The 25,385-nt window shown below is 64.0% G+C and carries 18 protein-coding genes, 4 pseudogenes and 1 other annotated feature; of the genes and pseudogenes, 12 read left to right on the top strand and 10 right to left on the bottom strand.

What is annotated here, in order from left to right; genetic code table 11:
* Positions 1-646 precede the first annotated feature (646 nt).
* Positions 647-1,234, bottom strand: a complete 588-nt coding sequence (locus ACFU5V_RS33795) for a Clp protease N-terminal domain-containing protein (RefSeq protein ID WP_378704487.1) — start codon at positions 1,232-1,234, stop codon at positions 647-649.
* A 292-nt stretch (positions 1,235-1,526) separates the two neighbouring features.
* On the opposite strand from ACFU5V_RS33795, the gene ACFU5V_RS33790 reads away from it, so the two are divergent.
* A complete protein-coding gene (locus ACFU5V_RS33790) occupies positions 1,527-1,844 on the top strand; it encodes a histidine phosphatase family protein (protein WP_378704484.1) in 318 nt (105 codons plus the stop codon).
* 155 nt (positions 1,845-1,999) lie between these two features.
* Here ACFU5V_RS33790 and ACFU5V_RS33785 read toward each other — a convergent pair whose 3' ends face one another.
* From ACFU5V_RS33785 to ACFU5V_RS33770, 4 genes are all read right to left on the bottom strand, one after another.
* A complete protein-coding gene (locus tag ACFU5V_RS33785) occupies positions 2,000-3,190 on the bottom strand; it encodes a CaiB/BaiF CoA transferase family protein (protein WP_378704482.1) in 1,191 nt (396 codons plus the stop codon).
* Positions 3,187-4,116, bottom strand: a complete 930-nt coding sequence (locus ACFU5V_RS33780; RefSeq protein WP_378704479.1) for an MBL fold metallo-hydrolase — start codon at positions 4,114-4,116, stop codon at positions 3,187-3,189. Before ACFU5V_RS33780 ends, ACFU5V_RS33785 begins: the two co-directional genes overlap by 4 nt.
* Positions 4,117-4,207: 91 nt before the next feature.
* Positions 4,208-5,593: an MmgE/PrpD family protein gene (locus tag ACFU5V_RS33775; RefSeq protein WP_378704477.1), complete on the bottom strand. Its 1,386-nt coding sequence runs from the start codon at positions 5,591-5,593 to the stop codon at positions 4,208-4,210.
* A gap of 394 nt (positions 5,594-5,987) precedes the next feature.
* A complete protein-coding gene (locus tag ACFU5V_RS33770; protein ID WP_378704474.1) occupies positions 5,988-7,337 on the bottom strand; it encodes an MFS transporter in 1,350 nt (449 codons plus the stop codon).
* Between the two features lie 203 nt (positions 7,338-7,540).
* Between ACFU5V_RS33770 and ACFU5V_RS33765 the strand changes: the two genes are divergently transcribed.
* Both ACFU5V_RS33765 and ACFU5V_RS33760 read left to right on the top strand, forming a co-directional pair.
* Complete coding sequence (locus ACFU5V_RS33765; RefSeq protein ID WP_378704471.1) at positions 7,541-8,554, top strand: Lrp/AsnC family transcriptional regulator; 1,014 nt, start codon at positions 7,541-7,543, stop codon at positions 8,552-8,554.
* A gap of 196 nt (positions 8,555-8,750) precedes the next feature.
* A pseudogene (locus tag ACFU5V_RS33760) lies at positions 8,751-9,817 on the top strand (IS3 family transposase).
* Positions 9,023-9,154: a sequence feature (AL1L pseudoknot), on the top strand. (Overlaps the previous pseudogene by 132 nt.)
* Here the strand turns inward: ACFU5V_RS33760 and ACFU5V_RS33755 are convergent.
* A pseudogene (locus ACFU5V_RS33755) lies at positions 9,714-10,229 on the bottom strand (IS30 family transposase); the annotation flags it as partial. The pseudogenes ACFU5V_RS33760 and ACFU5V_RS33755 sit on opposite strands and share 104 nt — an antisense overlap.
* Before the next feature lie 114 nt (positions 10,230-10,343).
* Positions 10,344-10,616, bottom strand: a pseudogene (locus ACFU5V_RS33750) (group II intron maturase-specific domain-containing protein); the annotation flags it as partial.
* A 94-nt stretch (positions 10,617-10,710) separates the two neighbouring features.
* Between ACFU5V_RS33750 and ACFU5V_RS33745 the strand changes: the two are divergent.
* The 3 genes from ACFU5V_RS33745 to ACFU5V_RS33735 all read left to right on the top strand — a co-directional run bounded on the left by ACFU5V_RS33745 (position 10,711) and on the right by ACFU5V_RS33735 (position 13,690).
* Positions 10,711-11,313 carry a hypothetical protein gene (locus ACFU5V_RS33745; protein ID WP_378704729.1) on the top strand — a complete coding sequence of 201 codons (603 nt, stop codon included), beginning with the start codon at positions 10,711-10,713 and terminating at the stop codon, positions 11,311-11,313.
* A 7-nt stretch (positions 11,314-11,320) separates the two neighbouring features.
* Positions 11,321-11,959: an RES family NAD+ phosphorylase gene (locus tag ACFU5V_RS33740; protein WP_378704469.1), complete on the top strand. Its 639-nt coding sequence runs from the start codon at positions 11,321-11,323 to the stop codon at positions 11,957-11,959.
* A 315-nt stretch (positions 11,960-12,274) separates the two neighbouring features.
* A complete protein-coding gene (locus ACFU5V_RS33735) occupies positions 12,275-13,690 on the top strand; it encodes a HEPN domain-containing protein (protein WP_378704466.1) in 1,416 nt (471 codons plus the stop codon).
* A gap of 215 nt (positions 13,691-13,905) precedes the next feature.
* Here the strand turns inward: ACFU5V_RS33735 and ACFU5V_RS33730 are convergent, their stop codons facing one another.
* Entirely contained in the window at positions 13,906-14,931 is a 1,026-nt protein-coding gene (locus ACFU5V_RS33730) for a beta-propeller fold lactonase family protein (protein ID WP_378704464.1), read from the bottom strand.
* A gap of 581 nt (positions 14,932-15,512) precedes the next feature.
* Here ACFU5V_RS33730 and ACFU5V_RS33725 point away from each other — a divergent pair.
* The 4 genes from ACFU5V_RS33725 to ACFU5V_RS33710 are packed head-to-tail and all read left to right on the top strand — an operon-like array spanning position 15,513 to position 20,269.
* Positions 15,513-17,369: a P-loop NTPase fold protein gene (locus tag ACFU5V_RS33725; RefSeq protein WP_378704462.1), complete on the top strand. Its 1,857-nt coding sequence runs from the start codon at positions 15,513-15,515 to the stop codon at positions 17,367-17,369.
* Entirely contained in the window at positions 17,359-18,198 is an 840-nt protein-coding gene (locus ACFU5V_RS33720; protein ID WP_378704459.1) for a hypothetical protein, read from the top strand. The genes ACFU5V_RS33725 and ACFU5V_RS33720 overlap by 11 nt, the downstream gene beginning before the upstream one ends.
* Complete coding sequence (locus ACFU5V_RS33715) at positions 18,195-19,496, top strand: hypothetical protein (protein WP_378704456.1); 1,302 nt, start codon at positions 18,195-18,197, stop codon at positions 19,494-19,496. Before ACFU5V_RS33720 ends, ACFU5V_RS33715 begins: the two co-directional genes overlap by 4 nt.
* On the top strand, positions 19,493-20,269 hold the full coding sequence (locus ACFU5V_RS33710) for a TatD family hydrolase (protein WP_378704454.1): 777 nt from the start codon (positions 19,493-19,495) through the stop codon (positions 20,267-20,269). The genes ACFU5V_RS33715 and ACFU5V_RS33710 overlap by 4 nt, the downstream gene beginning before the upstream one ends.
* Positions 20,270-20,494: 225 nt before the next feature.
* Here ACFU5V_RS33710 and ACFU5V_RS33705 read toward each other — a convergent pair whose 3' ends face one another.
* Positions 20,495-20,680 (bottom strand): hypothetical protein, encoded by a 186-nt coding sequence (locus ACFU5V_RS33705; protein WP_378704452.1) that lies wholly within the window; start codon positions 20,678-20,680, stop codon positions 20,495-20,497.
* 207 nt (positions 20,681-20,887) lie between these two features.
* On the opposite strand from ACFU5V_RS33705, the pseudogene ACFU5V_RS33700 reads away from it, so the two are divergent.
* Positions 20,888-22,269: pseudogene (locus ACFU5V_RS33700) on the top strand (ISL3 family transposase).
* A gap of 116 nt (positions 22,270-22,385) precedes the next feature.
* On the opposite strand, the gene ACFU5V_RS33695 reads toward ACFU5V_RS33700, so the two are convergent.
* Entirely contained in the window at positions 22,386-24,329 is a 1,944-nt protein-coding gene (locus ACFU5V_RS33695) for a hypothetical protein (RefSeq protein ID WP_378704450.1), read from the bottom strand.
* Positions 24,330-24,431: 102 nt separating this feature from the next.
* Between ACFU5V_RS33695 and ACFU5V_RS33690 the strand changes: the two genes are divergently transcribed.
* Positions 24,432-24,770, top strand: coding sequence for a DUF932 domain-containing protein (locus ACFU5V_RS33690; RefSeq protein ID WP_378704447.1), 339 nt, complete (start codon positions 24,432-24,434; stop codon positions 24,768-24,770).
* Positions 24,771-25,385: the final 615 nt, after the last annotated feature.

Here is a 25,385-nt window from a genome sequence, read left to right as displayed (position 1 = left end):
CCCGCGGGTACACAGTGTGACGAGTATCCGTGTCGGTGACCATCGCGCTCAGGGCCTCGTCGCGGGCATGGCGTTCCGGCCGTCCTTGCAGTCACTCGACGTCGCCTGCACGTCGAACGGAACGACCCCACGAATGATCTCATTTGCTCGACGACTGTCCTGCGCCATCGCGGGTTGCCGGTGCCCTCCCCGGCGTGTCTGCAGCAGATCGGTGACGCCTTCCGGCGTTCGGTCGTCTCCTACGCCGACCGCATCCCCCGTGGTCCGGTTGAAGTCCTCCGACACAACATCGAGGTGATGCGCCACTACTGTCTGTAGCGGCGCGCACCGGGCGCTCGCAGGTGGCCGCGTCGGCGTGGAGCAGGAAATCAGCGTGGCGATCATCGTGCAGGTCTCTTCTAGCAAGTTTGTGTCAGAAGATGTGTGCACCGCTCATACGAAGCCCAGTTCGGCGTGCAGTCGAGTTCCGAAACTGACAGTGGGGCGCGGCGCCGCGGGTGCTCACCGACTGGCGCCGTGTAGACCATGCCACCGCAGGTTGGGGTTGCCCCCAGTCTCGGTGGTCTTGCCGGCGCCCCTGACCGCCCCGGTCGTACCGGCTCTCTGCGCAGCTACGCCCCGGGGCGGGCTGATGTCGCCGACGCGACTATTGCTGTTGTTCGGCGTGTGCCGCGGCGACGAGGCGGTCGTGCATCCAGGTGTCGAGGCGTTGACCGGCTTTGTGGGCGGCGGCGGTGCAGAGGGCGTGTTCGGTGTCGGTGAGCCGGATGGGGGTGATGTGGGTGGGCCCGTGTCCGGGGTTCTCGGTGAGTTGGTGGTGGAGGCGTTCGCGCATGTCGGCTGCGCTCATGTCGGTGAGCCGGGTGAGGAGCTGGGTGCCGGTGGATCTGGTGTTCGCGAGGAGGCCGAGTAGTAGGTGTTCGGTGCCGATGTTCTCGTGACCGAGCAGTGAGGTCTCCTGCATGCCCTGTTCGAGGACCTTCTTGGCCTTCGGGGTGAAGGGGATGTGCCGGGCTTCGTCGAAGTCCGGTGGTGAGGGTATTTCGTCGAGGGCGGTGTCGAGTCGGCCGGTGGTGACTCCCCAGGAGGTCAGGGTGGCAGCGGCGGGGCCGCCGGCGGCGTGGATGCCGGCGAGGAGGTGTTCGGTGCCGAGGTGATCGTGGTGGTGGGTGCGGGCGGCGTCGGAGGCGAGGACGATGGCGTGGCGTGCCTGGTCACTGAATCGCTCGAACACTGTTCATCTCTCCTTCGGCGAGCCCCCTCGGCGCGGAGTTCCGCCCGGTGCCCTTTGAGTATCTCGCGACGGATGTGCCGGAACATCGGTTGCACCCGATTTGGGGGACCTGTACCCCCCCTCGGTGGCAATCGTCCGTGCCCCTGTTGTGATGGCATCTCCGGATCTAAGAATGAATATGATGCCGTTCATGCATGAGCTGTTGTGGTCACGCATCCGCCTGCTGAGCACACCGTGCGTGATCTGGTGGGCGGCTGGTTCGACGCGGGGCTGACACCGCGGGGACGTCGTGATGCCGGGGTTGGTTGCGCGGGAGCTGTGTCGTCGCCGCGAGGTGGTGGGGCGGCCGCTGCGGATTACGTCGTTCGATCTCGCATGCTGTGCGGAGACTGCGGGAATCCTTGCCGACGCGCTGGGTGCTGAGGTGCGGGTGGATGCGCGGTTGCGGGTGATCAGTTTCGGGGAGGCCGAGGGGCGACCGAACGCGTGGCTGTCCGGTCAGCAGATTCCGGCGTCGGATGCTAATCGGCTCGATCACCGGGGACCGGTCCCGGGCGCGGATTTCGACGCGAGGTCGCGACACGGGTGCAAGCGCGTGTGCGGGAGCTGATGGCGGACCGTGATCGCGACCAGGCCCGGGGCGGTGACCCATTTGCGGCTCGACGACTACTTGGCGTGACAGGGGCGGTGGTCGCTCTCGCGGATACCTCTCACCTGGACGATGGACTGCAGAATCCGCATCGAAATCGGCTGTGAACAGACGCCTCATACGGTGTGGGCGGCGCGCAATTTATCGATGGCGGCTGCGGTGTAGCCGAGTTCACGCAGCACTGACGTGGTGTGTACGCCGAGGGCGGGGACCGGGTCGAATCGTGGCTCGACTCCGGCGAGGTTCGCGGGCGGCAGCAGCGCCCTGACCGGGCCACCGGGGGTGTCGACCTCCCGCCAGCGGTTGCGGCCGGTGAGGGAGGGATGAGCGAGGAAATCGGGCACCGAGCTGAGCCGGCCGTTGGCGATGCCGATCTTCGCGAGCAGTGCGAGCGCGTCCTCGGTGGTCATCTGGCGGGTTTGTTCGGCGATCAGTGCGTTGCATTCCTCGCGATGCGCGACCCGCGCCGAGTTGCGGCAGAAGCGTGGATCGGCCTCGACCGCCGGATCACCGAGCAGCTCCGTGCAGAATGCCGACCACTCCCGATCGTTCTGCACCGACAACAGCACCGTGCCGTCGGAGGTGGGGAAGGCGCCGTAGGGGGCGATGGTGGCGTGTTCGGCGCCGACCCGGCGCGGTTGCTGGCCGCCGTACTCGGTGTAATACGCGGGCGAGCCCATCCACTCGCCCAGCGCCTCGAACAGGGCCACCTCGACTGCCCGGGCCTGTCCGGTCGTGGCGCGGGTGAACAAGGCGGCCAAGATGCCGCTGTAGGCGTACATTCCGGCGGCGATGTCGGCGATCGAGATGCCGACTCGGGATGGGCACGACTGCGGGCCGGTCAGTGCCATGACCCCTGACTCGCCCTGCACCAGCATGTCGTAGGCCTTGCGGTCCGACCACGGGCCCGTGTTGCCGTATCCCGACACATCGCAGGGGATGAGGGAGGGATAACGCTCCTGCAGCGACGTTGCGTCGAGATTCATCCGGGCCGCGGCGCCGGGAGCGAGATTTTGCACGAAGACGTCGGCCGTCGCCAACAGCTTCTCCAGGATCTCCCGCCCCGCAGAGGACTTGAGGTCGAGCGTCACCGACTCCTTGGACCGGTTGAGCCACACGAAGTAGCTCGACTCACCGTTGACGGTTTCGTCGTAACGCCGTGCGAAGTCACCGGTGTCCGGCCGCTCGATTTTGATCACCCGGGCCCCGAGGTCGGCGAGCTGCCGCGTCGCGAACGGCGCCGCGACTGCCTGCTCGACACTGACGACGGTAATGCCCTCGAGGGGCAGCGCGTCTCGGGTCGTCATGCTCTTGCTCTCCTAAAAGCTCGAATTGACAATGTTTTTCGTGTAGTCACCGCAAGTAGCCGAACACGATGGACGGCAGCCTCCCACCGGCATGGTCCGTTCCAGATGATGAAGTTCTCGAATCGATGAGCCCCAGGTTTAGGAGCGACCTGGACTGCCGCATCCCTGATCGCGTGCAGGTCCTGAACGGTGAGGTGGAGTTGAGTTTCATTGGGGTGCCATGTTGAGCCGCGTGGATAGTCCTTGTGTGGTTTCGTCGACATCTCGATATGTGCTCCAAGAACGGCTTCCACCTTGTTCGACTGGCTGAAGGTGCAGAGTTTTTGCAGTGACTCTACGAATGCTGGAAAGTCGAACGCGTAGAGTCGCCCCGGGTAAATCGTGTCGCCGGTCAGCAGCAGGCCGGTCGTGTAGTCGTAGAAGGTGATGGCTGAGGGGTGGTGCCCTGGGGTAGGTATGATCTCGAGGAGGCGACATCCAAGGTCGAGTTTCGCTGTTCCGTGCGGCCAGGAGCTGAGTCCGAAGAATTCCGCAACGTCGTCAGGATTGTGGCCCACGATCCGAGTCATGGGTCTTTCGAGAAATTGCCAGTCCGCCGCTATGTGGTCATGGTGGGCGTGGGAGTGGGCAACGATAAGTTCATAGCCGTCTTTGGGATGCTCGAGCAGCCACGACTCCAAGAGGGAATCGACCGTCTTTCTCAGTGGGAACCTCGAGCTGTCCGCCGTTGCGCCGGTGTCAAGGAGCAGGGCGCGATCTTCACCCAGCAACAGGTAGAGAAATGGGGCTTCGAAATGGTCCGAAATGCTCTGCCTCAGAATGATCGTGTTCGGCGCGACAGTATGGACCTGGATCGCAGGGGGCGACGGGGAGAATTGTGATGGTGCGCCCGAGCGCCATCGGATCCTGAGTTCCGGACTGGTCATGTTGTCACCAGCGTGTTCATGGGATGCTTCCTTTTTCGTGTTCGATCCAACGTCTGTCGTTGGGGATGGTTGGTCATGATCTCGACGACCCCTACGTGGTCAAGGTCTGGTGGAGTCCCACCGGGTTCATGTGGTGGTCTCGAAGCAACCGAGCCGAATCCGTTCGTGGGCGTTCGAAGACATCGAGCAGCCTTTCCGCCCGGTCGGCACCGATCAGCCCCGTCGCTTTCGCTACGAGATCATCGCGTGTGGCCCGGGCGCCGGGCGATCCCCGAAAGGCCTTCGTGTTGGACGTAAGGACTGTGCCGTCGACAAGCGTGACGCGAGCTTCGGCCGTCCAAGCAGTGGGGAACGTCGTTTCTACCGTGGGCGAAGTGACGCAGCGAACCTTGCGCATCAGTGGCAGTAGTCCGGGAGCAAGTTCGGCCGCATGGTCGAACTGGTCGACGGTCGCCGTGCCCGTGGTCAGGGCGAGCGCGGCAGCGAAGAACATGTTGAACTGGGCGTCGACAGCGGACTCGACCTGGAACTTGGCTTCGGCGGGCTGGCTCACGAGGCGTGCTCCGGCTTCGATGACCGCGATCTCGACGTCGTGAATGTCGTCAGAGGTGAGACAGGGCCGTTCAGTCGCGATATCGAGCAGGAGATCAAGATTGCCGTGCATGTATCGACAGCATGGGTAGAGCTTGATGCTCGTTCGCCAGGCGTACGCACCGGCTTCCAGGGGCGCGACACGGTCGGGAATGAATCCCTCTCCAAAGTTGTAGAGGAATCCATCGCGTCCTTCGAGCGCAGCCTGCGGAGCGATGAATCCGGCTCCTGCCAAGCGAACGGCCCGCACGCCGACAGCTGCGGCGTGACCGGCATTGAGGCGTTTTGTCCACGAGCCGTCCGAAAGGAATTCCAGAGATCCCGCTGCCATGGTGGCAGCAACCCCGATCGCATTTGCCGTCTGCTCTTCGGTCAATCCACGAAGTCGGGCCACGGCGGCGCTTGCCCCGATAACCCCGGCGACACCCGTCGGGTGAAACCCTCGCCCATAGCATTCGGCCGCGCCGAGAACGACCCCGACGTGGCACATGATGTCGTATCCGACGGTGGCGGCATCGAGCAGGGCTCCCAGTTCGGCACCGTGCTCTTCGGCAACCGCGAGGAGTGCGGGGAAAATAACGACGCCGGGGTGCAGCGATGCTTCCTCGAAGGTGTCGTCAAGCTCGAGTCCATGTGCAGTGATGCCATTGACCAGCGCGGCATCCTCAGCGGAAAGTCGGAAGCTGCCCCCCACGACGGATGCCGGTGACTCCGATAGCGACAGTGGAGCGTATGCCTCTCGGGCCGACTGCGCGGATTCGCGTTCGGTGCCCCCGAGGGTAACGGCCAGGTAGTCATAGAGCAGTGCGCGTATCCATTGGTTGCGCTCCGGAGAGAGCGCAATCGGTGCAAGTGCATGGCGGGCATAGGTTTGAGCGAGGGACATGCGAGTCCTTCCTGATTCATGCAGCGGGTGGCATACTGCGGCCACATAGTTGAGGCAATGGATGCACAGATGGCAGTGGGCAAGGAGCAGTTGACCTCACGTTCACTCGATGTGCGGTCGGTCAAGTTTGAAGATGCTCCAGTTCTGCGCATTAGCAAGATGTTTCATGTGACTGGCTGGTGGAGAATGTATGGAAGCTGCCGGTTGGGTTGCGCTGCCCTTCTCTCTCTCGGGCGGGGGGCGTTTCACTGGCAGGACGCCCTTTCCGGCTCGCGCCTAGTTCAGGAACCCCGCACCGCCGATGGCCTGGCAGGCATGCGCGGGAGGGAGCGTCGAGGCTGGTGGCAACGACGCAAGACGGGTGAATCATCAAGGTATAAAGGGTGTTGCGTGTTCATGCTTCGACCTCGGTACCGGCGGTTGCCGGTGCTGGCGTGTAGCCGCGGCTGACCAGGATCGCGATCAGGGCGGCCCCGGCAAGGGCGATCCAGATGGCGGAAAGTCCGGCCGTCGTGATGTGCCCGTCGGCGGCAAAGGTCGAGGAGAGCATCTTCACGACGGCCGCGCCGAACGCAATGCCTACTGTGAGGGAGAGCTCGTTCAACCCGGCGGCTCTGGCGGTCTCCCGAAGCGGGACCCCCTCGACCGACAGGGCACGCACGGCGGACTGGGAGATGCCCAGCGCCACATTGAACGCCGCGAAGCCGAGGCAGTACACGGCGAACGACCCGTGGCCCAGCGCCATCACCGCGAACCCAGCCATAAGGACCGTCCCGGCCAGCATGAGCGTGGCCCGCTCGCCGAACGCCGACAGCGCACGGGTCGTAACCAGCGAGGCACCCAGTGAGAGCAGCGAAGTCAGGGCCAGCACGACGGCGATGGCCAGTGGATTCAGGTTGAAGCCGTACCCGGTGACGGAAGGGTCGGCGTGCAGGAAGATTCCGTTGGTGCCGAAGTAGCTGAACGAGGCGAAGCCGAACAGGAACGTGGCCAGCGAAACGCGGCGCACGCGGGGCACGGCGAGCAGACGCAGGCTGACGAACTGCTTGTCGGCGCGCCTGTCGATGCGGACCCACCATGCCAGCAGGGCCACGCCCAACATTCCGGACAACAGCGTGCTGGGAGAGGCCCAGCCCCAGTCCGGGCCCATCGACAGTGCCGTGATCAGCCCGACTAGGCCCAGCGAGCAGCACAGCATCGGCAGCACCGAGATCGTCTCCCTGGTGGGAACGCCGGCATCGGGCAGCAGGAAGGTCATGGCCAGGGCCAGGACCGCGAACGGGACCCCGACCCAGAGGCCCCGAGCCGGATCGTGGGCGCCGACAAGGCCCGCGAGCAGGCCGCCGAAACCGATGGTGATCATCAGAGTGCCGATCATGACGCTGACCCCGCGGCGGGTGTCAGCGGAGCTGGTCACCCGGAGGATGCCCATCATCAGGGGCATGAAGCCGACGACGCAGGTGAGCATGACGACCCCGATGCTCACCGTGAGCAGCGTCGGCACCAGAGCCATCAGCAGCACGCCGGCGGCCACGGCGATGGTGGAGATGCGCAGCACAAGCCGGTAACCGAAGCTATCGCCGAGGCGGGAAATGATCGGGGTCATCACGGCGAACGACACATTGGAGATCAGGAAGATTCCGTTGATCGTGGGATCGTCGATGTGCAGGTCGGGCCCCATGGCCGGGAGGATCGGGGTCAGGTATCCCTGGGTGACGCCGCTGAGCGCCTCGATGAGGGCCATTACCAGGATCATGCCGGTGATGGTCCGGCGAACGGCCGGTGCCGTAGGCGGGGAGGTAGTGGGCATGGACATTCCCTTGTCGAGTGGGGACGGGGTTTCGGCGCCCGATGTGGGGTGCATCACTAAGTGTGAGCGCCTAGTATTTCTGCTTGAGAAATCCCGGTAAAATCTCACTTGGGATCGATCTGTTGAAGGAAACAGCCATGATCTCCGAACTGGATCTTAAAATCATCCATGCCCTACAAATCTCACCGCGCGTGGATTGGGGGACCTTGGCTTCGGTACTAGGTGTCTCCGCGCCGACGCTTGCCCGGCATTGGGACGCCATGCGCGACGCCGGCATCGCGTGGGTGACGCCGAGTCCGGGGCCTCGGTACCTCGATGCCGGATGGTCGGCTTTCGTCTACCTGACCTCCACCCCCTCGCTCCAGGAGGAGCTCGTGGAGCGTTTGTGCCTGAACCCCGCCTTCGCAACTGTCATGTTGGTTTCCGGGCCCCATGATCTGGTGGTGGACTGCTACGCCTCGTCCTACGACAAGCTGCTGCACACGATGACCGAGTCGTTCGCCAACCTGCCGGGGCTGGTGCACCGGGAGGTTGTGTTCGCAACGGCAATCCACCGAGGCGTCGACGCCTGGCGCAGCGGGACTCTGGAACCGGGTCAGGTGCGCCAGCTGACGGCGCCGGTCGGCGCGAGAGCCGTCGGTGGGCACGCCCCGGATGCCGTGGACACCCGATTGGTAGCCGCGCTCGCCGACGATGGTCGGGCTTCCTGGGCACACCTCGGGGCAGAGTGCGGAGTGTCCGCGCAGACTGCCAAGCGTCGGATCGAGCGGATTCTCACGGCAGGCTACTTGTCGTTGCGCTGCGATGCCGCGATGGAGATTGGTGCCGGTCAACGTGAGGTCACGTTGCTGCTCACCGCTCCGGCAGCGTCTGTGGACGCCATCGGGGCGTATGTGGCCGGCCTGCCTGGGTGCCGCCTGAACGCCGGGCTTTTGGGGCCAGCGAACCTGCTGGTGACGCTGTGGGTACATGACTTCTCCGAGGTCCACGACCTGGAACTGGAGCTCGGCCGTCGGGCGCCTGAATGCACCGTCGTCTCCCGGGAGGCTACGGTGCGCCACTATAAGAGGGCGGGCAGACTGCTGGATGCCCGGGGCCGGTCGCGCGGGCGGGTTCCCATGCCCCTGTGGCAAGCCGAAACAGTGGCTTGACGTCATCGCCCGGTCAACGCCAGTCTTGCCGTGAGACGGCGATGAGTTTGTAGCTTGAGCCAACTCCGTCCATGGGGTTCGCGGCGCGCACCGACCGTGGGTGGGTGATCAGGCAGCGTGCCGAGGTCCTCGATGGGTTGCTGGCTGAATCGTCCCGGGTTTGATGCGCACCTTCTTTCTTGGGAAGGTAATCCTTATGCCGAATGTCTATCCAGCCGAGGTGCGAGAGAAGGCCGTGCGCCTGGTCCTCGAGCACCGTGGTGACTACGCCTCGGAATACGAGGCGATCCGCACAATCGCCGAACGGATGTCACTGAAGACGGAGACCGTACGGGTGTGGGTCCGCAAGGCCGAAGCGGCGGGTGATGGCACCCATGCCGCGTCGGCGTCCGAGGCGGAGATCGAACTGCGGGCATTGCGCCGGAAGAACGCCGAGCTCGAGAAGACCATCGAAATACTCAAAGCCGCAACATCTTTCTTCGCGCGGGAGTGCGACCCGCCACGCAAGTGATCTGCCGATTCATCGCCGAACACCGCGATCAGTTCGGGGTCGTACCGATCTGCCGCGTGCTCACCGAGCACGGGTGCACGATCGCCCCGAGAACCTTCTACGCCTGGCTGGCGCGCCCGCTGTCGAAGCGCGCCCTGTGGGACGCCACCATCACCGCGGTGCTGGCCTCGTACTACGTCGAGCGGGACGAGCACGGCAGACGCAAACCGGAGTCGTTGTACGGCTCGCTGAAGATGTGGGCCCACCTGCAACGTCAGGGCATCGAGGTGGCCCGCTGCACCGTGGAGCGACTGATGCGCGTGAACGAGTGGCGCGGCACCACCCGGACGAAGAGGGTCCGCACCACCATCGCGGAGCCGTCGGCGCCGCGGCCACCGGACCTGGTCGATCGGAACTTCCGGGTCGACCGGCCCGATGCGCTCTATGTCGCCGACTTCACGTACGTGCGGATGGTGCCCTGCTTCGCGTACACCGCGTTCGTGATCGATGCGTTCGCCGGCACGATCGTCGGTTGGGAGGTGTCGACGTCGAAGGAAACCGCGTTCGTAGAGCGGGCGGTGAATCACGCCTGCATGCTGCGGTCGATGCAAGGCAATCCGTTGCGCGAGAGGACTATTCACCACTCGGATGCGGGCTCTCAAGGCGGATTCAATCGGTCGTCGCAACACCTGGCTGTTGCAGTGAGCGTAGCTGCTCGGCGAAGACCTCGGCCGGGGTTCGCCAGTCGTGGATCTTGCGGGGCCGGTTGTTGATCGCCAGGGCGACGGCTTCGAGGTCCTCGGCGGACCACCTGGACAGATCGGTGCCCTTCGGGAAGTACTGGCGCAGTATGCCGTTCGTGTTCTCGTTCGTCGGTCGTTGCCAGGGCGAGTGCGGGTCGGCGAAGAACACTCTCGTGCCGGTATCGAGGGCGAACTGGGCATGACCGGAGAGCTCCTTCCCGCGGTCCCAGGTGAGGGTCTTGCGGAGCTGCTCGGGGAGCATGGTCATCGATGTCGTCAGCGCGGCGTTCATCGCGACGGCGCCGTAGCCGCCGAGGGACGGACCGTTCTTCACGGGTGGCTTTTCGCCCCAGCCCTCCAGTCGAGGCAGGTGCACGAGGATCGTGGATCTGCTGCTGCGCTCGACGAGCGTGCCGATCGCGGATCGGCCGGTCCCGATGATGTAGGGGTCGGACCGGGGCGCGGTGCCGGGATTACTCCCGGTCCGTTTCCCCGGCCCGCCCTCCGACCGGACGTGCGACTCTCATCGCATCCGGCGCTCCACGGACTGCCACTGCTAGGCAGGGACCAAGGTCTCTGCTCTGCTGGTCCACGGTGTGGGGATGTTGCTCGCCCGCCACCGATACCGAGTGATCGGGACGGTGGTGGTGTCGAACATGATGATCCCGTTCTCTTGCGGACGATTACCTGGCCTGCCGGTCAGGAACCGCCGGTAGAGATCCGCCCACGTGATCCGTTTGTGCCGTTTGAGCAGCCATTGGGTGACCCGATGCCAGGCGAAGGCATCGAGATAACCGAACGTCGCTTTCGACACGCCGTGACGGAAATACGCACACCATCCTCAGGGCGCCTGTATTGCATCCCTCTAACCCTCTATCCTGACACGGATGGTACGCGGTACAATACTGGCACAAGTGGAGGTGATGGGAATGCTCGTCGACCGGGATCGGGCCCGTGACTCGATCCATGCCTTGTCGGATCCGGACCTCGTCGAGTTGTTGGTCGAGGAGGTCTCCCGCCGGCCGACGCTGCGTCCCGTCCGCGACGACGTGACAGCGTTGCTGTCGATGAGCCCGGCGCTGGCGCGTCAGCAGGAGCGTGCGGTCGCCAACCCGGCCGCCGCGGCGGTGGCCCGCACGCGGATCGTCGCGTCCGTGCTGAACTCGATCGTCGACCAGCACGAGATGCTCGACTCCACCGCCGTCAGCCGTGTCCTGGGGAAGGCGGCCACCAGCCGCAACACCGCCAGCCGCCTGTCGGCGGCCGGCACGGTGATCGCGCTGCCGGTCTCGGGACACAAGCTCTACCCCGCCTTCCAGTTCGATCCCGAACGCCGGCAGGTCCGCCCGATCGTCGCCGAGATCAACCGGGCCCTCGGCGCGAAAGACGACCCATGGGGTGCGGCGTCCTGGTGGCTGAACCCGACCGACTTCGCCGACGACCCACGATCCCCGGCCGCACTCGCCGCCGACGGCGGGCACGAGCAGGACCTGCGGGACATGGCCGACGACCTCACGCAGGACTGAACCAACCGTGACCTACCCGGATCCACCCACCCCGCTGCCGCCTGCCCTGATCACCACCATCCCCGCCGATACCTCGCTGTGGCGCATCCACAGCGCCACCCGCGGCGCCGCGGAGTTGAACCCCACCGCCCGGCCGAGGGCCCGGGCCGGGGGCCGGTTCGACAGTCTCGACGGCTCCTACGGATACCTGTATCTCGGTGACAGTCCGGCCGCGGCGGTCGCCGAGACGCTCTGCCGCAACCTGCCGGTCGACCAGTCCCCGCGGCTGATCCCGCGGGCGACGATCACCGACCGGGTCCTGAGTGAACTGCGGACCACCCGCACGGTGAAGGTCGTGGATCTGACCGGGACCGGGGCGTCCCGGATCAACGCCGGCGTCTGGTTGTCCAAGTGCGACCCCTCCGGGTATCTGCACACCCGCCGGTGGGTCGCCGCGATCCTCGCCGCGAACCCCGATGTCGATGGCGTGCAATTCCGGCCGCGGCACGACGAGAACACCCTGGCCTGGATGCTGGCCGATGACCCGGCCACACACACTCACCCCGCCGTCACCGCCGTCGGAGGGGTGATCGCGCTCGACTCCGCCGACGGGCACTACCTGTTGGGTGCGATCCTCACCCCGCACAACGCCGCACTCGGACCGTGATCCAGCCCCATGTCATGCGGACAGCAGTTAGCGGCACCCTGGGTGACTGGGCTTCTTTCCTGATGGCTGTCAGCTGGTCGAGGGGATCCGCCGTCGACCGTCGGATTCGGCCACATCGTGATGCGTCGCAGTCGGCGGCCATTCCCGCCTGATTCCTTGCGGGATGCAGTGTCATTTGTGTGAATGATCCTGGTGTAAAACGGGTTCGGTGGTTGCCGCACCAGAATTTCCTGGGTTCCCCACGGCTTCGTATCTCGGGTTCGTGCACCTTGGTGTCACGTCGCGCCGTGGTGTCCGTTATGCGAAACTCTGCTCGTGGATGAGCTTCGGATGGTGGGTAAGTGGTGGCTTCCAACAGCGCCGACAGCGCCGGTCGGTGGGGTACTGGAAATCGATGCGAATGGGCGCAGTCGTCTGGAGCTGACTGATTCGCTCCTCGGCAACATGGACGCGCAGGTGGTGCATGGGGCTGCCGACGGCCGGCAAGTGACGCTGTTGGAGTGCCAGCCGGCGAATGGTGGGAAGATCACCATGGGCCAAGAGCACACGGTTGTGGAGGTGGTCCAGCCACGGGTCGTGCTTGTCGGCATACACCTCGAGTCCGCTGAGGATGAAGCGTTCGATGGGCTCGAGGTGGAGATGGCGAACCTCACGGCGTGGACACGGCGGTCCGGCATCAACCGGACGGACGTCTTCAAGGGATCCGAGGATGGTTCGGATAAGCTCACATTCGCCCGGGTCGTGGTGGAGCCTAGCGTGTTGGAGAAGGTTCTTGCCCGATTAGAAGACGCAGGTGAGACGGCGACGCTGGGGTGGACTCTGAAGTGGAACACGGCCACGGAAGCGTGGGAGCGGGCCTTCACCGTTAAGGAACTCGCAACGGTGACCGTTCGGGCCGATGAGAAAAGGACATGGCGCGGGTTCAACGAAACGGTGTCCGCGGTGCGGGACCTGGTCACTTTGGCCACGCAGGTTGGCTGCCGAGTAGGAAAGAAGACTCTCCTCGTGCGGGAGGCCGAGAAGGGCGAGGGCACTCGAGACTATCCAGTCGGGCTGTACTTCGATGCGGGCTCCGGCGACGAGCGCGCCGTCTCTCCGCACGACATCATCTTCACGCTGGATGATGTGGACTGGGGCATGCTGCTGCCGGCCTGGGTGGCGCTCCGCAAGAAAGTGGGACTGCCGCTCGACGTGCTGTTCAGCCTCGACTACAACCGGGGCGACTTCTATCAGAACCAAATTTTCAACGCGGCCTCCGCCACCGAGGGTTTCCATGCCGCGTTGCGTCCCGAGTCAATCGGGATCCCGGACGAGCTGTACCAAGAGGTGAAGACCACAGCCCGCGCCCTGTTCCCCGAGAATCCAGCGGCTCGTGATTGGATCCGGGGCCGCACGGGTGACAACCGGCCCGGGCTGAAGCAGAGGATCCTGGAGATTGCGGAAATCCCGGATCAGACGGCGGTGGAGAAGCTGCTGACCGACGTAGATATGTGGGCGAAATGGTTGAAGGATGCCCGTAACGCACTTGGCCACCTCAATACTGGCGAGTTGGAGGCGAAGGTCCCCGAGCAGGCCCGGTACCGGCTCACCTACCTCACCAAGGCCTTGCTTCATCTGGTGCTCATGCAGGAGCTCGGGTTGAGTGCTGCTACGCAGCAGAAGGCCGTGGAGAACAACTTCGGCTACTCGGCCCGCGCGTTCGGGGAGGTAGTGCGCGCTGCGAAGAAGTAGCCGAGGCGGGCCTGTCGCGCGGGCTGTAGGTCATCGCAGTGTCCGTTGCTTGGATGGTCCGGACGTTCGCGGCAGCGGTTACCCAGCAACCGTCCCGACGTCCGAGCGCGCGAGAGCCACCGGGGCGACAACTTTTTGCGCGCCCTGCGAGCGGTGGGCTCTGGAATGGGTGAGGGCGGAACCGATCGGGTCCGCCCTCACCCACTTCGTTCAGATCAGCGTCCTGGTGTGGGTAGGCACAATGATCCGGTGCAGGTTGCGTTCGCACCGCCGTGGGTGATGGTGGCAACGATGTTGTCGGAGCTGGTGACGTAGGCCTTGCTGCCGTCGGGGGAGACGGCGACGCCGCCGGTGATCGCGCCGACGGGAAGATAGGTGACCTCGGTGTTGGTGGCGGTGTCGAAGACCGCGACCGCGCCGCCTTCGGAGTCGATGACGTACAGCGTGTTTCCGTCGCCGGTGACGGAAACTCCGCCGAGGGTGCCCTTCACGGGAAAGGTTGTGCTGACCGTGTTGGTGACGGCATCGATCACGAACACCTCGGTGCCGCTGCGGACGTACGCGGCCTGGTCGGTGGCGGTGACCGCGACGGGGCGGCCGGCGGCCGGGACCGGGATGGTCGCAACGACGGTGTTCGCCGCGGTGTCGATGACCGAGACGGTGTAGTCGCCGGCATTGGTGACGTACAGATGTGTCGAGTTCGTCGCGGCAAGAATCGGGAACGACCCCACCGGGATCGTGGCCGAGATCGTGTTGGTGGCGGTGTCGATCACCGAGATCGCATCTCCGGTCGGCACATAGATGTGCGCACCATCCGCGGAGGCGGCGGCTCCCCAGGACGCGCTACCGGTAATCGGGACACTGGCGGTCACCGTTTTCGTGGTGGTATCGATGACGGAGACGGTCTTGCTGGTCGCGTTGACGACGTAGAGCCCCGAACCGTCGGGGGTGATGGCGATCCCGCCGGGTGCTTCGCCGACGGGAACGGTGCCGGTGACTGTGTTGGTGGTGGTGTTGAGGATCGAGACGTCGTTGCTCTGGGCGTTGGTGACATACGCGGCGGCGCCGTCGGGGGAGACGGCGACCTGCGACGGCGCCGCGCCGACCGGCGTGGTCGCGGCGACCGCGTAGGAGTATGCCGGGGCGGCACCGGCGGTGGTGGCCACCAGGGCGAATGTCGCGGCGGTCATGGTCAGGACGGTTGATGTGCGGCGGAGAAGGCTCGGCAGAGTGGTCGGCATGTGTACCTCTTCGAATCGGCGGTTACTGGCGCGAACAAACGGACCATAACCGACCCATCGGTACGGTTGTGCCGTACCTGCGAGAACAGACAGAGGCTGCGTTGCTTCTCGACCAACAAGGAGCGGGCTGCGGCCACCACGTTCGGTCCGCGCGAAGGAGCGGCAGATTACCCAAGGGTGCCGGAGGTTGCTGCGCACAGCGACGAAAACCGCGCGCCCTGTGCCACTGTCGAGCCCTGGTTGCGCGCACAGCCGGCGCTGTCGGAGCCCGGTATGGCACTCCTGCAGGAGGAGCACTCCTGATCAAGTGTCTGTGACCCATGGGAACGTGAAAGCTGTTCGTAACGAACGGTCTCTCCGTGCCGATCTGGGGGTGACGCCGTTCGGCTCGTCCATTCCGATTGAAGGTGAAGTTCGTTGATGTCTCCGTTTGTGTCCGGGTGTCCGAAGGTGGGGCTACCGGCGTGTCCGGATGCGGAACAGCACGTGTTCAAACGCATTGGCAGGACGCGGGGTGCGTGTTCTGGTACCCGTCGATCGCACCTGCTGGTCGGAGGCTCGTGGTGAGTCAAGCAATACCGTTGACGTTCCCGCTCTGGTCGGATGAGCCCGCTGTCCAGGATCTGTTGTCATTCAAAGCCGTCGCCGCCACGGTTGCCGATGCGCTCTTCGACGATGGCCTGGACCCGGTAGCGATCGGACTGTCAGGAGCGTGGGGGAGTGGGAAGACCAGCGTCCTTGAGCTCGTCAAGGCAGAGATCGAGCAGCGCTCGCAGGAAGCAGGATTTGAAGTCCTGGTCATCCCCACCCAGCCGTGGCTGTATGACCCAGCGGTCGGACCCAAGGAAAGCTTGATCGCTGAGGTGCTCGGCGCGCTGAGTAAGGAGTTCTCCGAGACGGATCCGGCAGGCAAAGCCGCACTCGACGGAATAAAGAAGCTCATACGCAAGGTGAACTGGTCGAAGGCGGTCAAACTCGCCACCAAGACCGCAGTCACCATGCAGATCCCGAAACTCGACGATGTTCTTGGGCTGGTCAGTGATGATCCCGACACCCTCGACGGCGATAAGGGGATGGCCGGCTTCCGCGAAGACTTCGCGAAGTTGTTGTCGGACCCAGCGCTCGCGCATGTTGAGCGCACTGTTGTGTTGGTCGATGACCTGGACCGTTGCCTGCCCGACACTGTGGTCGAGACTTTGGAGGCAATTCGGCTCTTCCTCTCGGCCAAGGGCATGTCGTTCGTCATCGCGGCCGACGAGGACCGGGTTGCCGAGGCGATCCAACAGAAGTTCAAGACATCGGATGCCGTCGCCGAGGAGCACGAGTCGCCGGCCAAGTTGTACCTTCACAAGATCGTGCAGACGACCATCCCGCTGCCCGGACTCAGCCGCTTCGACACGCATGCCTACCTATTCCTACTCCTGGTGAGGAGCGAGCTCGAATCGGAGGACGCCTTCACTGCTCTCATCGAGCAGTGTGATGACCTCCGCCGTTCCGGCGACAGTATCGACGACCTCACGCTGCCTCCGGGATCAGACCTGACGCAGCATCTAGCCACGGCAGCCCGGCTGACCCCGATCCTGTACGAGAAGTTTCACGGCAACCCTCGCCGGATCAAGCGTTTCCTCAACGATCTGAACGTCCGCCAGGCGGTCGCTGGCCGGCGTGGCATCGCACTCGAGTCCGATGCCATCGCCAAGCTCATGGTGCTGGAGCGCCTGCTCGAGAACGATTTCAAGCGGGTCATCGACTGGCTGGCGACGAACCATCTGCGGGACCGTCTGGAAGCCCTCGACGCTCTCGCCAACCAGGCACCACTCGCGGCCCCGGAAACCCACACGGATACCGTCGGCGAGCAAGACGGGGAGGACTCCTCGGAGCGAAGCGCCCCGGTCGCCACGGAAGAAGCTTTCAGCGACACACTCATTCGATGGGCCAAGCTCCCGCCGACACTCGATGCAACCACCATCTCCGGCTATCTCTATCTGGCAGCATCGTTCGCCAAGATCGAGGTCATCGACACCGGACTGCCAGAGCGGCTCCGCGACCTTGCCGCCGCCCTCAGCTCGAGCCTGAAACTGGATCGTGCCGGTATCAGCGACCAGGTACTGTGCGGTCTGCCCGAGTCCGATGCCCAGACCTTGATAAGCCACCTCGGCCGACGTACACGGGACCAGCCGAGCATCCAAAAATTTACGATCGAGAGCATGCTCCGCATCGCTCGCGCCCACCCAGGCACGCAGCCGGGGGTCGTCACCGCACTGCAAGCCATTCCGGTAGTAGACGTCGAGCCCGTCACGGCGATGAAACTGCGCCCCCTCGACGCCACCTCCTACAAACCGGTGCTCGACACTTGGGAGGCGGGTCAGCCGGGCGAGGACCTCGCAAGAACCATCCAGGTTGTGCGTACAGGCTGGTTGTCGGCCAGTGGGAACTAGTGGATCCTTCGGCGGCAGCGGTGGTCGCGATGCCGCCGACCTTCGAGACTCGATTGCAGACTGGATCGACGGTCTCGACGAGGCTGGAGAGCTGACCGACGCAGCGGTTGACGGCAATCCGGCGGAAGCCGGCCCGGGTGGGGAACGTCTAGATCCGGCGGCCCCTCACCAGATCGACCTGACGCCAGCGTTGCGGGTGCTGCTGCGGTCGCGTAGCGGTGTCGGCCGCGCGGACGGCCCGAGCGGCGGCGGTGGGGGAGCCGCCGGTGGCGGTGGTGGCGGTCGTTCGTCCGGAGGAGTCAGCCGCTCAGTCGGTCGTGTCTCACGTGCGGCCGGTCGTGGTGGACGGCTCGCCGTGGCGTACTCCGCTGGGGATCGTGAAACACTGTCCCGGGCGGGGCTCAACTACGACGAGTTACGGGCTCTCGGTGACCCGGTATCGGTCGGAATCAGGATCGTCGAGGCTGCCTTCGACACACAGTCCGACAGCACCATCGATGACTCGGAATCGCGCGACATCGTGGCTGGCGTCGTGGAATGGATCCTCGAACACCCTGACGGTCAGGTGCCCAGCCTAGAGGACGTGGTGCGCAAGTCGATCGAGATCACTATCGCCGAGGTCACCCTGACCGAAGTTGCTGCCCGCATCCATGAAACCGGCGCAACTCCCGAGCGGCGCCGCGAGACTGAGCAGACGATCCGTGACCTCGCGGCCGAGATGGCGAATCAGGCAACGCTGACACCTACCGGAGCCACCGACAAGGAGATGGCGACCGCCATCGAGACCGGCGTCCGGGACCTCGGCATCATCTACGGGGTCACACCATGACCCGCTGTCTACTTGCGATTTCGGAGCAGGCCGCCGACGACGCCATGACCGCCGGCACGTTTGACGAGGTTTTCCTCTGGTCACGATCTGCCAGGTCGACGTTCACTGGCACCCTCAGCCCGTATCTGGAGAGCCTCGGCGAGGTCAATCCACGAAATGTCGACCTCGTGCGTATCGCTCTCGGCGTCCTGGCAGCGGACCGGTCCGTGCTGCGGGAGGGCGGCGGAGCCTCCTGGAACACCCGCAGCTTCGAGCTGCATGTCCAGGTAGGGGACGCACAGGCCTGGGCGCGGGAGGCGAGCAACCTCGCGACCTTGGTCGGCTTCCTGACCGGTGACTACTGGACCTTTGAGTTCACGCAGGCAGCGGCCGACGACATCGATCCCCGGCAAACGGAGGATCCTGACTTCGACCGAACAATTCTCCTCAGCGGTGGCGCGGACTCCGCAACCGGCGCGCTTATCTCCGCGCTCGATTTGACAGAAGATACCTCGCAAGCTCTTGTCTCGCAGTACAGTTCGACGGCACTCTCACCGATCCAACAGGCACTTGTGAAAATGATCACCGGCCACGCACTCAAGATCCGCCTGGCCCACCACCAGTTCCACCTCAATCGTGGCACCCGACGCCTCCACGGCACAACGTTCCGCAACGAGACGTCGACACGTTCCCGATCGCTGCTGTTTCTGGCACTCGGCCTTGCGGTGGCCCAACGCGCTGCCACGCCACTATGGATTCCCGAGAACGGCTTCGCCTCACTCAATCCGCCTCTCGGGGCCGACCGCCGCGGTGCGCTCTCAACCCACACTACGCATCCTCGATTCCTGCGTGACCTCCAGGCACTCGTCGAGCGAATCGGCGGCCACGGACAGATCAGGAATCCGTTCGAACGCCTGACCAAGGGCGAGATGTTCGCTCAGCTCAGGGAGCGCGTCGGCCGAGGCGCGGCATCGGACTACCTCAGCGCTACCAACTCCTGTTCGCACACCGATGCCCGCTACATTGGGGCCCCGCCGGCGAGTTCCTGTGGTGTCTGCTTTGGCTGCCTAGTCCGGAGGTCTTCCTTCGCCGCAGCGGACATACCGGATGGCACCGAGTACCTCTGTGATGACACCACGGGTCAGTTCTCGGACTTCGTGCAGACCAAGTCGATCATCGAGCCCATGCGCGACTTCGCAGGCCGTGGGATCCGCGCACGAGACATCATGGCCATGTCCTTGCCACCTGACTACCCGGCGAAAGACGCGCTCGAGGTGTGCCAGCGCGGCATCAGCGAACTACGGAGCTTCCTCTCATGAGACGAGAGCTTCCGCCACTGGACCTGCACGCGCACATCGAAACCGGGATCGCGCCGCGCGCGCTCGAGCAGCTAGGGGCTGTGGTGTTTGTAGCCACACGGTCTGCCGATGATTTCGAACGCACTCTGACTCGCACCGACCAGGTGACCGTATGGGGCCTGGGCTGCCATCCGGGTGTGGCCTCGGCGCTGTCTGAGTTCAGCATCGCGCGCTTCACCCAGTTGATGCAGCGCACACCCTACCTCGGCGAGATAGGGCTCGATGGGGCCGCGCGCACTGACATACAGACCCAGACGGAGACCTTTAGTTCGATCCTTGCGCTGGCAGCGCAGACCCCTCGTCTGGTTTCGGTCCATAGTAAAAGTGCCACAGGGCAGGTCCTCGACTTGATAGCGGAATACGATGCGGCAGGTGTCATCTTGCACTGGTGGCTTGGCACGGCCGAACAAACAGGTCGCGCACTGCAGCTCGGCTGCCACTTCTCAGTGAACCGAAGCATGGACTGCCGTCGCCTCCGCAATGCGGGTGTTCCGCTGACCCGGTTGCTGCCCGAGACCGACCACCCGGCCGGCAATCGAGGCGGACGTGGTCTTCGACAACCTGGTTGGACATCCGATGTGGAGGTTTCAGTCGCTGAAGCATACGAGGTGACTCCAGCGGAGGTCCGATCTCAGTTTTGGGCCACATTGGCGAGGCTATCTCAATCCATGGGGCTCGACGCCCTCTTCCCCCGTCCGGTGCGAGCGATGCTCGCCGCCGGGGGTGTCAACTAACTCTCGTCAAGTATTTTGTGCCCGTTCATCGACGACGGATCGTAGCAGCACCCGACAGTAACTGGGGGTTGTGATTCACGACGGTGTGCCGTGGTGTCTCTCCATCCTCCCGGATGTGGAGGCGCACGGAGCGTCTCAGCACCGAGGCACTCCCTCGTTGGGAACCGCTGGCGGAGCAACTCGCTCGTCGTAGTGACAAAAAGTGTGAAACATATTGTGGTTGAGTTATTTACGAATACCACCTCCGGCCCGGTAGCGGGCGTTGACGTTGCGCCAGCGCAGATAGTCCTGCAGGCGCCGGGCCAGAACGGTGTGGTTGGCGTGGTTCGAATCGCCCATCACGACGGTGCGCAACGGCCCGAACTGGGCCTCGATCGGGTTCGCCCAGGACGCCTGGTCGGCGTGAAACACAGTTTCGACGTTTTTTCCACCGCCCAGGAACGAATTTTGGGTGTCTTGTTCGCCGAAAGATTTTCCAGTATCACATAAACCGGCTCTTCCCAATCGGAAGTACATAATGCCGGTTCTGGGCTGATGGAGTGAGGCACAAGATGTAGGTGAGACCTGTGGTGTGAGAATGAAGGTTCCTACACCACCCATCGCACAACCACAGGACTCATGACCGACATTACCGGCCTCGTCGCCGACACCATCTGCCGAACCGTCGAACTCGGGCTCACCATCACCGGTGCCACCGTCGCCGAGAATCTTCACTCACATCGAATGCAGGCACGTCGAGCACGATCCGCGCTGTCCGACCTGTTTGCAGCCCGGGCGGTTGCGCGACATCGATCAGCACGAGGTTGGCGGGCTCGCCGGGTCGTGCGCTCGATCTGGCACGTCGCCCCACTCACGTCGACCGGATTCTGACCGATCTGCCGGTGGTGGGGCACCCAACCCGACTTCGGGTCCGAATTCCGCGGTTCACCTGCACCGACGACGCGTGCGAGGTGACGATCTTCCGACAGCGCATCGACACGGTCGCGGCTCCGAAGGCGTCGACCACCCGGAGGTGTTTCACGCTGGATCCTTGGGCGGTTGGCGAACGACAAGATGTCCGTCGCCGCGGTCGCGAGGGCACTCGGGGTCGGCTGGAACACCGTCAACACCCTCGCCGCCTCGGTGGCCCGTGAGCTGGTGGCGACCAGCCTGGTCACCTCGACGGAGTCCGCTACCTCGGCGTGGACGAGCGCAAGTGGAAGCACCGCCGCGGGCGGGGTGACCCGGGCGTCGTCACCGTGATCGTGGACCTGACGCCGGTGATCGACGGGACCAGCCCGGCCCGGCTACTGGACATGGTCGCCGGCCGATCGAAGACCGCACTGGCCCAGTGGCTCGGCTAGCGGGACAACAACTTCCGCAGCCGTGTGCAGGTCGTCGCCATGGATGGGTTCGCTGGCTACCGCACCACCACCGCCGAAGCGCTACCCGCAGCGCGGGCGGTGATGGACCCCTTCCACGTAGTGCACCTGGCGGCGGAGAAGCTCACAGCCTGTCGGCAACGGATCCAGCAGGCCACCTGTGGGCATCGCGGTCGAGTCGGGGACCCGCTGTACGGGATCCGGCGGATCCTGCTGCTCATCCGCACCGACCTGCTCACCGACAAGCAGAGGGACAAACTCGCCACCGCACTCGACCGCGATGATGCGCACCTGCAGGTGGAGGTCACCGCGTGGTGCTATCAGGACCTGATCGCCGCCTACGCCGACACCGACAAGCGTGCCGGGAAGTTGGCGATGTTCAAGTGCCTCAATCGGATCCGAACCGGTCTACCCGCAGGGTTGGAGGAGTTGGCGCAACTCGGCCGCAGTCTGTGGAAACGCCGTAGTGGGATCCTTGCCTACTTCGATGTCGGGGTGTCGAACGGTCCGGTGAAGGCGATCAACGGCCGTCTCGAGCATCTGTGTGGCATCGCGCTCGGGTTCCGGAATCTCGACCACTACATCTTGCGGTCGTTGATCCACTCCGGGCAGCTTCAGGAGCGGGTCAACGCACTCTGAAACGGGAAGAGCCATCAATTGCCCGGACGTCTGGGATCACACCACGGGCTCGGCGGGCGATTCCTCGGGATTGTCGACGGAGGCATCGACCTCGACCATCCCGATGGTATCCATGGTCAGGGAGATGGCCAAGCCATTGGGAACGGGGTTCGTTCGAGCGGGGTGGAGCGGTGTTGCCACATATGGTTGAGTGCTCGGTCAAGGGTCGTCTCGCCTGGAGTCATGTCGAATCCGCAGTGATCAGCGAGCAGCGTTCTTGCGGTACTTCCGACCACCGCAGAGTGATTCTCTTCGATGAGGTCGGTCATCACGCGTGCTGCGAGGGTAGAGACGAAGTCGAGTGCCGCTCCTCTCGCTGTAAACGGCGCGGTGCTCGAATCGGGATCAAGCTGGAGTGCAGTAAGTAACATTCGCGCTCCGTCCCACCGAGGATTGTGGTGTGCGTGCGCAAATTCGCCAAACGCTCGGTTGAGTGCCGCCAGCCGGCGCCAACTGGCGGCGTCGATCCAGTCCCGGGGTGTCGTTGCAGGACTCGATTCCAGGCGTTCCGCCTTGCTGCGCTTCCGATGCCACACGCGAACTCTTGCTGTCTGTTCCAATGTGCACCGGAGTATCGCCATTGCACGATCATCGTCCTCCAACCACAGCCAGAAGGCCGAACGAAGTGAGGATGAAACGGCAGAAGCTGCGGCGGCGACATTCGGATCGCTCTGACTCCAACGTGCGCACATTCCAGCTAGCTCGGAGACCAGTATGTACGACGTTCCGCGCCAAGTCAGCCCTTCCACGTCGAATGAGGAACTGCGCATCCGTTGCTCGTTCTTCAAGGCCGACTGAGCCGCTGCGGCACTGACGTTCCTGTGGGCAGCAAATACCAGGGACGTCAACTCGTCATCCCGGTAGAGCCGACCAGCAGGCCGCTTGCCGGCCAACACTGCCTTTTCGTAGACCGCTGTCATGTCCGCCAACCCACCTAGCACGGCAGGTCGAAGGCCTTCGTTCGGCATCAACGGCATGAGAGACGCCGGCGGAGGAGTGACCACGGTGCTCGAATCAGGCGCAGGTTCGAAACCAAGAGCGGCCAGTGGGTGCTGAGTATCCATCGGCTGATCCTCTGACTTCGCCGAGAACCTGTCCGGGGCGGCCGTGGCGATGTGCGCAATAGCGGCTTCGCCACGGCGCAATGCAACTGCCGCTGTCATCAATTTGATCTGGAGGATGGAAAGGGTTATCGCCTGGCCGACGAAATCGCAGGCAGTCGCGACATCATCAGCGAGCCCGCCATTTCCAAGTCGGTATATCACCTCCCAGGCGAGAGAATCCTGGCATAAGTTAGCGTGAATGATCTCGCTCAGCACCCCGTACACCAGCGACGGGCAAATCTCTGTTCCATCGGAGAGATGGACATGCTCATGTGCCTGCTCCGGCTCGTCTGTCTCCACCACTCCGTCGCCAAACGAAGTAGGCACTTCTGGAGCTTCGTCGGACGCGTTAGGTCGATAGTCGGTATGTCCGCGCTGGACGAAGCCCGTCCACGTTCTCGCGATGAATTCCTGCACTGACTCGTCGTCGCCGCGCTCTATGCCAGCGATGGATGCGGATAGGAGTGTCCACCGCTCGAGTTGTTGTCGGGCGACAACGGCGGCAGCAGGAATTTGGCCCACTAGAAGAAGGCGACAGCTCGCGACCGCGCTGTCTACGCCCCACACCAATTGGTTGAGCCAACCACCGTGAAAATTCGTGGGCAGGCGGTCGACTGGAACGCCCAGCCGCCGGTGAACCATGTCGAGTGCGATCGTCGGAACTATCGACTCAAGGGCATTCGCGCGGTACCAAGTCGGAAGCGTCGGCAAATTGTCCATGCGGATCGTGTAGCGCGAGATAAGCGTCTCTGCCAGCCGCTCAGGGCTGTGTGCTGCGACGCGCTCAAACTCTTCAATTGTGTCACCGACACGTCGAGCCCGCCGATTGGCCTTCAACGAGGCCCTCTCGGCTTCCTTCTCCGTCGGCAGGCGAACGCCGGACCGACGCAGGGCCTTGTCACGGCTGGTCCTTCCCACTTGCCCAGTATGCCGAGCAGCGCAAGCGAATTTTGCGGGAATTGGTCGGTTTCTGGTGGGCGGACGGCGTCGCGGGTTTCTGAAGAGCTGATTGTCACCGAGATGCTGCGTCACCTGTCGTCGACGACGGTGACGGATCGGCAGTGGTTTGAGTTCCTGGACGCCTGGCATCCGGTGCCGGAGGAGGTGGGTCGTGCGCGCACGATCGCGACCCGGGTGCGGGAGGAGCTGGTGGAGATGTACCGCCGTGATGTGCGGGCGAGCACCTGGCGGAGGACCGCGTTCGGGGTGGTGCAGGCGGTGAACACGTGGGCGCATCACAAGCAGTCGGTGAAGGGTGCCTCGCGGGCGGAGCGGAATCAGGAGGGTGCGATTTCGGGCCGCTTCGACAAGCTCGACGCCTCCGTGGTGAGCACCCTGGAGAAGGTCCTCACCAGCTGAGCTGATCCTTGTTCACGGTGGGCGGTCTGCATCCTGGTGCCCGGGTGCGGGCCGCCCGTGTGCGATGGGGCTGTGACCTGGTGTTCTGTTGTGTGATGTATGGGTGGAGTGAAGGGTGCCGGCGACCTGTTGGTGTGGGCGCCGGCACCGGCACCGGCGCCGGGGTGTGGAGTGTCGGTTTCGCCCGTTTCGGCATCCGATTTGAAAGTTGTTGCTTATCAATATGATTAGATAATCAATTGATAGTCAACATTTTTGAATATATCTGCACATAGCAGATCGCTAAATTTATCAAATATGTTGCTGTACAACATATTTAGATGTGACCAGATTATTTGATAGCTTGGTGCAACTCGGAGTGCGTGGTAGGCTGTGGGTATGACGGTGAAGGTGTCGGGCGGGGGAGCGGGCGACGAGTCCGGAACACAGCCGCGAGTCCCCAGCTTCGTGTCTCGGTCGGGAACGCCGCTCGCCGTACTGATCAAATACGCAGCTGAAAACCTAATCTCGGAAGCCAAGAGGAGCGAAGCGACTCGGTTGACGGCAACGGGAACCGACCCACTGCGAGCCGCGCAGCGGCTCCCTGGCGGGGAGCGCAGCGACTCGCCCCGTCTC

Origin of the sequence: Rhodococcus sp. NPDC057529 (genome assembly GCF_042802055.1) — a bacterium.
Classification (GTDB): domain Bacteria; phylum Actinomycetota; class Actinomycetes; order Mycobacteriales; family Mycobacteriaceae; genus Rhodococcus_F.
The sequence above is the reverse complement of the archived record's forward strand: the minus strand, read 5'-3'. Positions and strand labels throughout refer to the sequence as shown.

What these genes read in the sequence shown, in the direction of transcription:
- ACFU5V_RS33715 (WP_378704456.1), top strand. Translation starts at nt 18,195, where the DNA reads ATGACCCGCTGTCTACTTGCGATTTCGGAGCAGGCCGCCGACGACGCC.
- ACFU5V_RS33730 (WP_378704464.1), bottom strand. Translation starts at nt 14,931, where the DNA reads ATGCCGACCACTCTGCCGAGCCTTCTCCGCCGCACATCAACCGTCCTG.
- ACFU5V_RS33780 (WP_378704479.1), bottom strand. Translation starts at nt 4,116, where the DNA reads ATGACCAGTCCGGAACTCAGGATCCGATGGCGCTCGGGCGCACCATCA.
- ACFU5V_RS33710 (WP_378704454.1), top strand. Translation starts at nt 19,493, where the DNA reads ATGAGACGAGAGCTTCCGCCACTGGACCTGCACGCGCACATCGAAACC.
- ACFU5V_RS33765 (WP_378704471.1), top strand. Translation starts at nt 7,541, where the DNA reads ATGATCTCCGAACTGGATCTTAAAATCATCCATGCCCTACAAATCTCA.
- ACFU5V_RS33790 (WP_378704484.1), top strand. Translation starts at nt 1,527, where the DNA reads ATGCCGGGGTTGGTTGCGCGGGAGCTGTGTCGTCGCCGCGAGGTGGTG.
- ACFU5V_RS33690 (WP_378704447.1), top strand. Translation starts at nt 24,432, where the DNA reads ATGCTGCGTCACCTGTCGTCGACGACGGTGACGGATCGGCAGTGGTTT.
- ACFU5V_RS33775 (WP_378704477.1), bottom strand. Translation starts at nt 5,593, where the DNA reads ATGTCCCTCGCTCAAACCTATGCCCGCCATGCACTTGCACCGATTGCG.
- ACFU5V_RS33770 (WP_378704474.1), bottom strand. Translation starts at nt 7,337, where the DNA reads ATGGCCCTCATCGAGGCGCTCAGCGGCGTCACCCAGGGATACCTGACC.
- ACFU5V_RS33785 (WP_378704482.1), bottom strand. Translation starts at nt 3,190, where the DNA reads ATGACGACCCGAGACGCGCTGCCCCTCGAGGGCATTACCGTCGTCAGT.
- ACFU5V_RS33745 (WP_378704729.1), top strand. Translation starts at nt 10,711, where the DNA reads ATGGGAATGCTCGTCGACCGGGATCGGGCCCGTGACTCGATCCATGCC.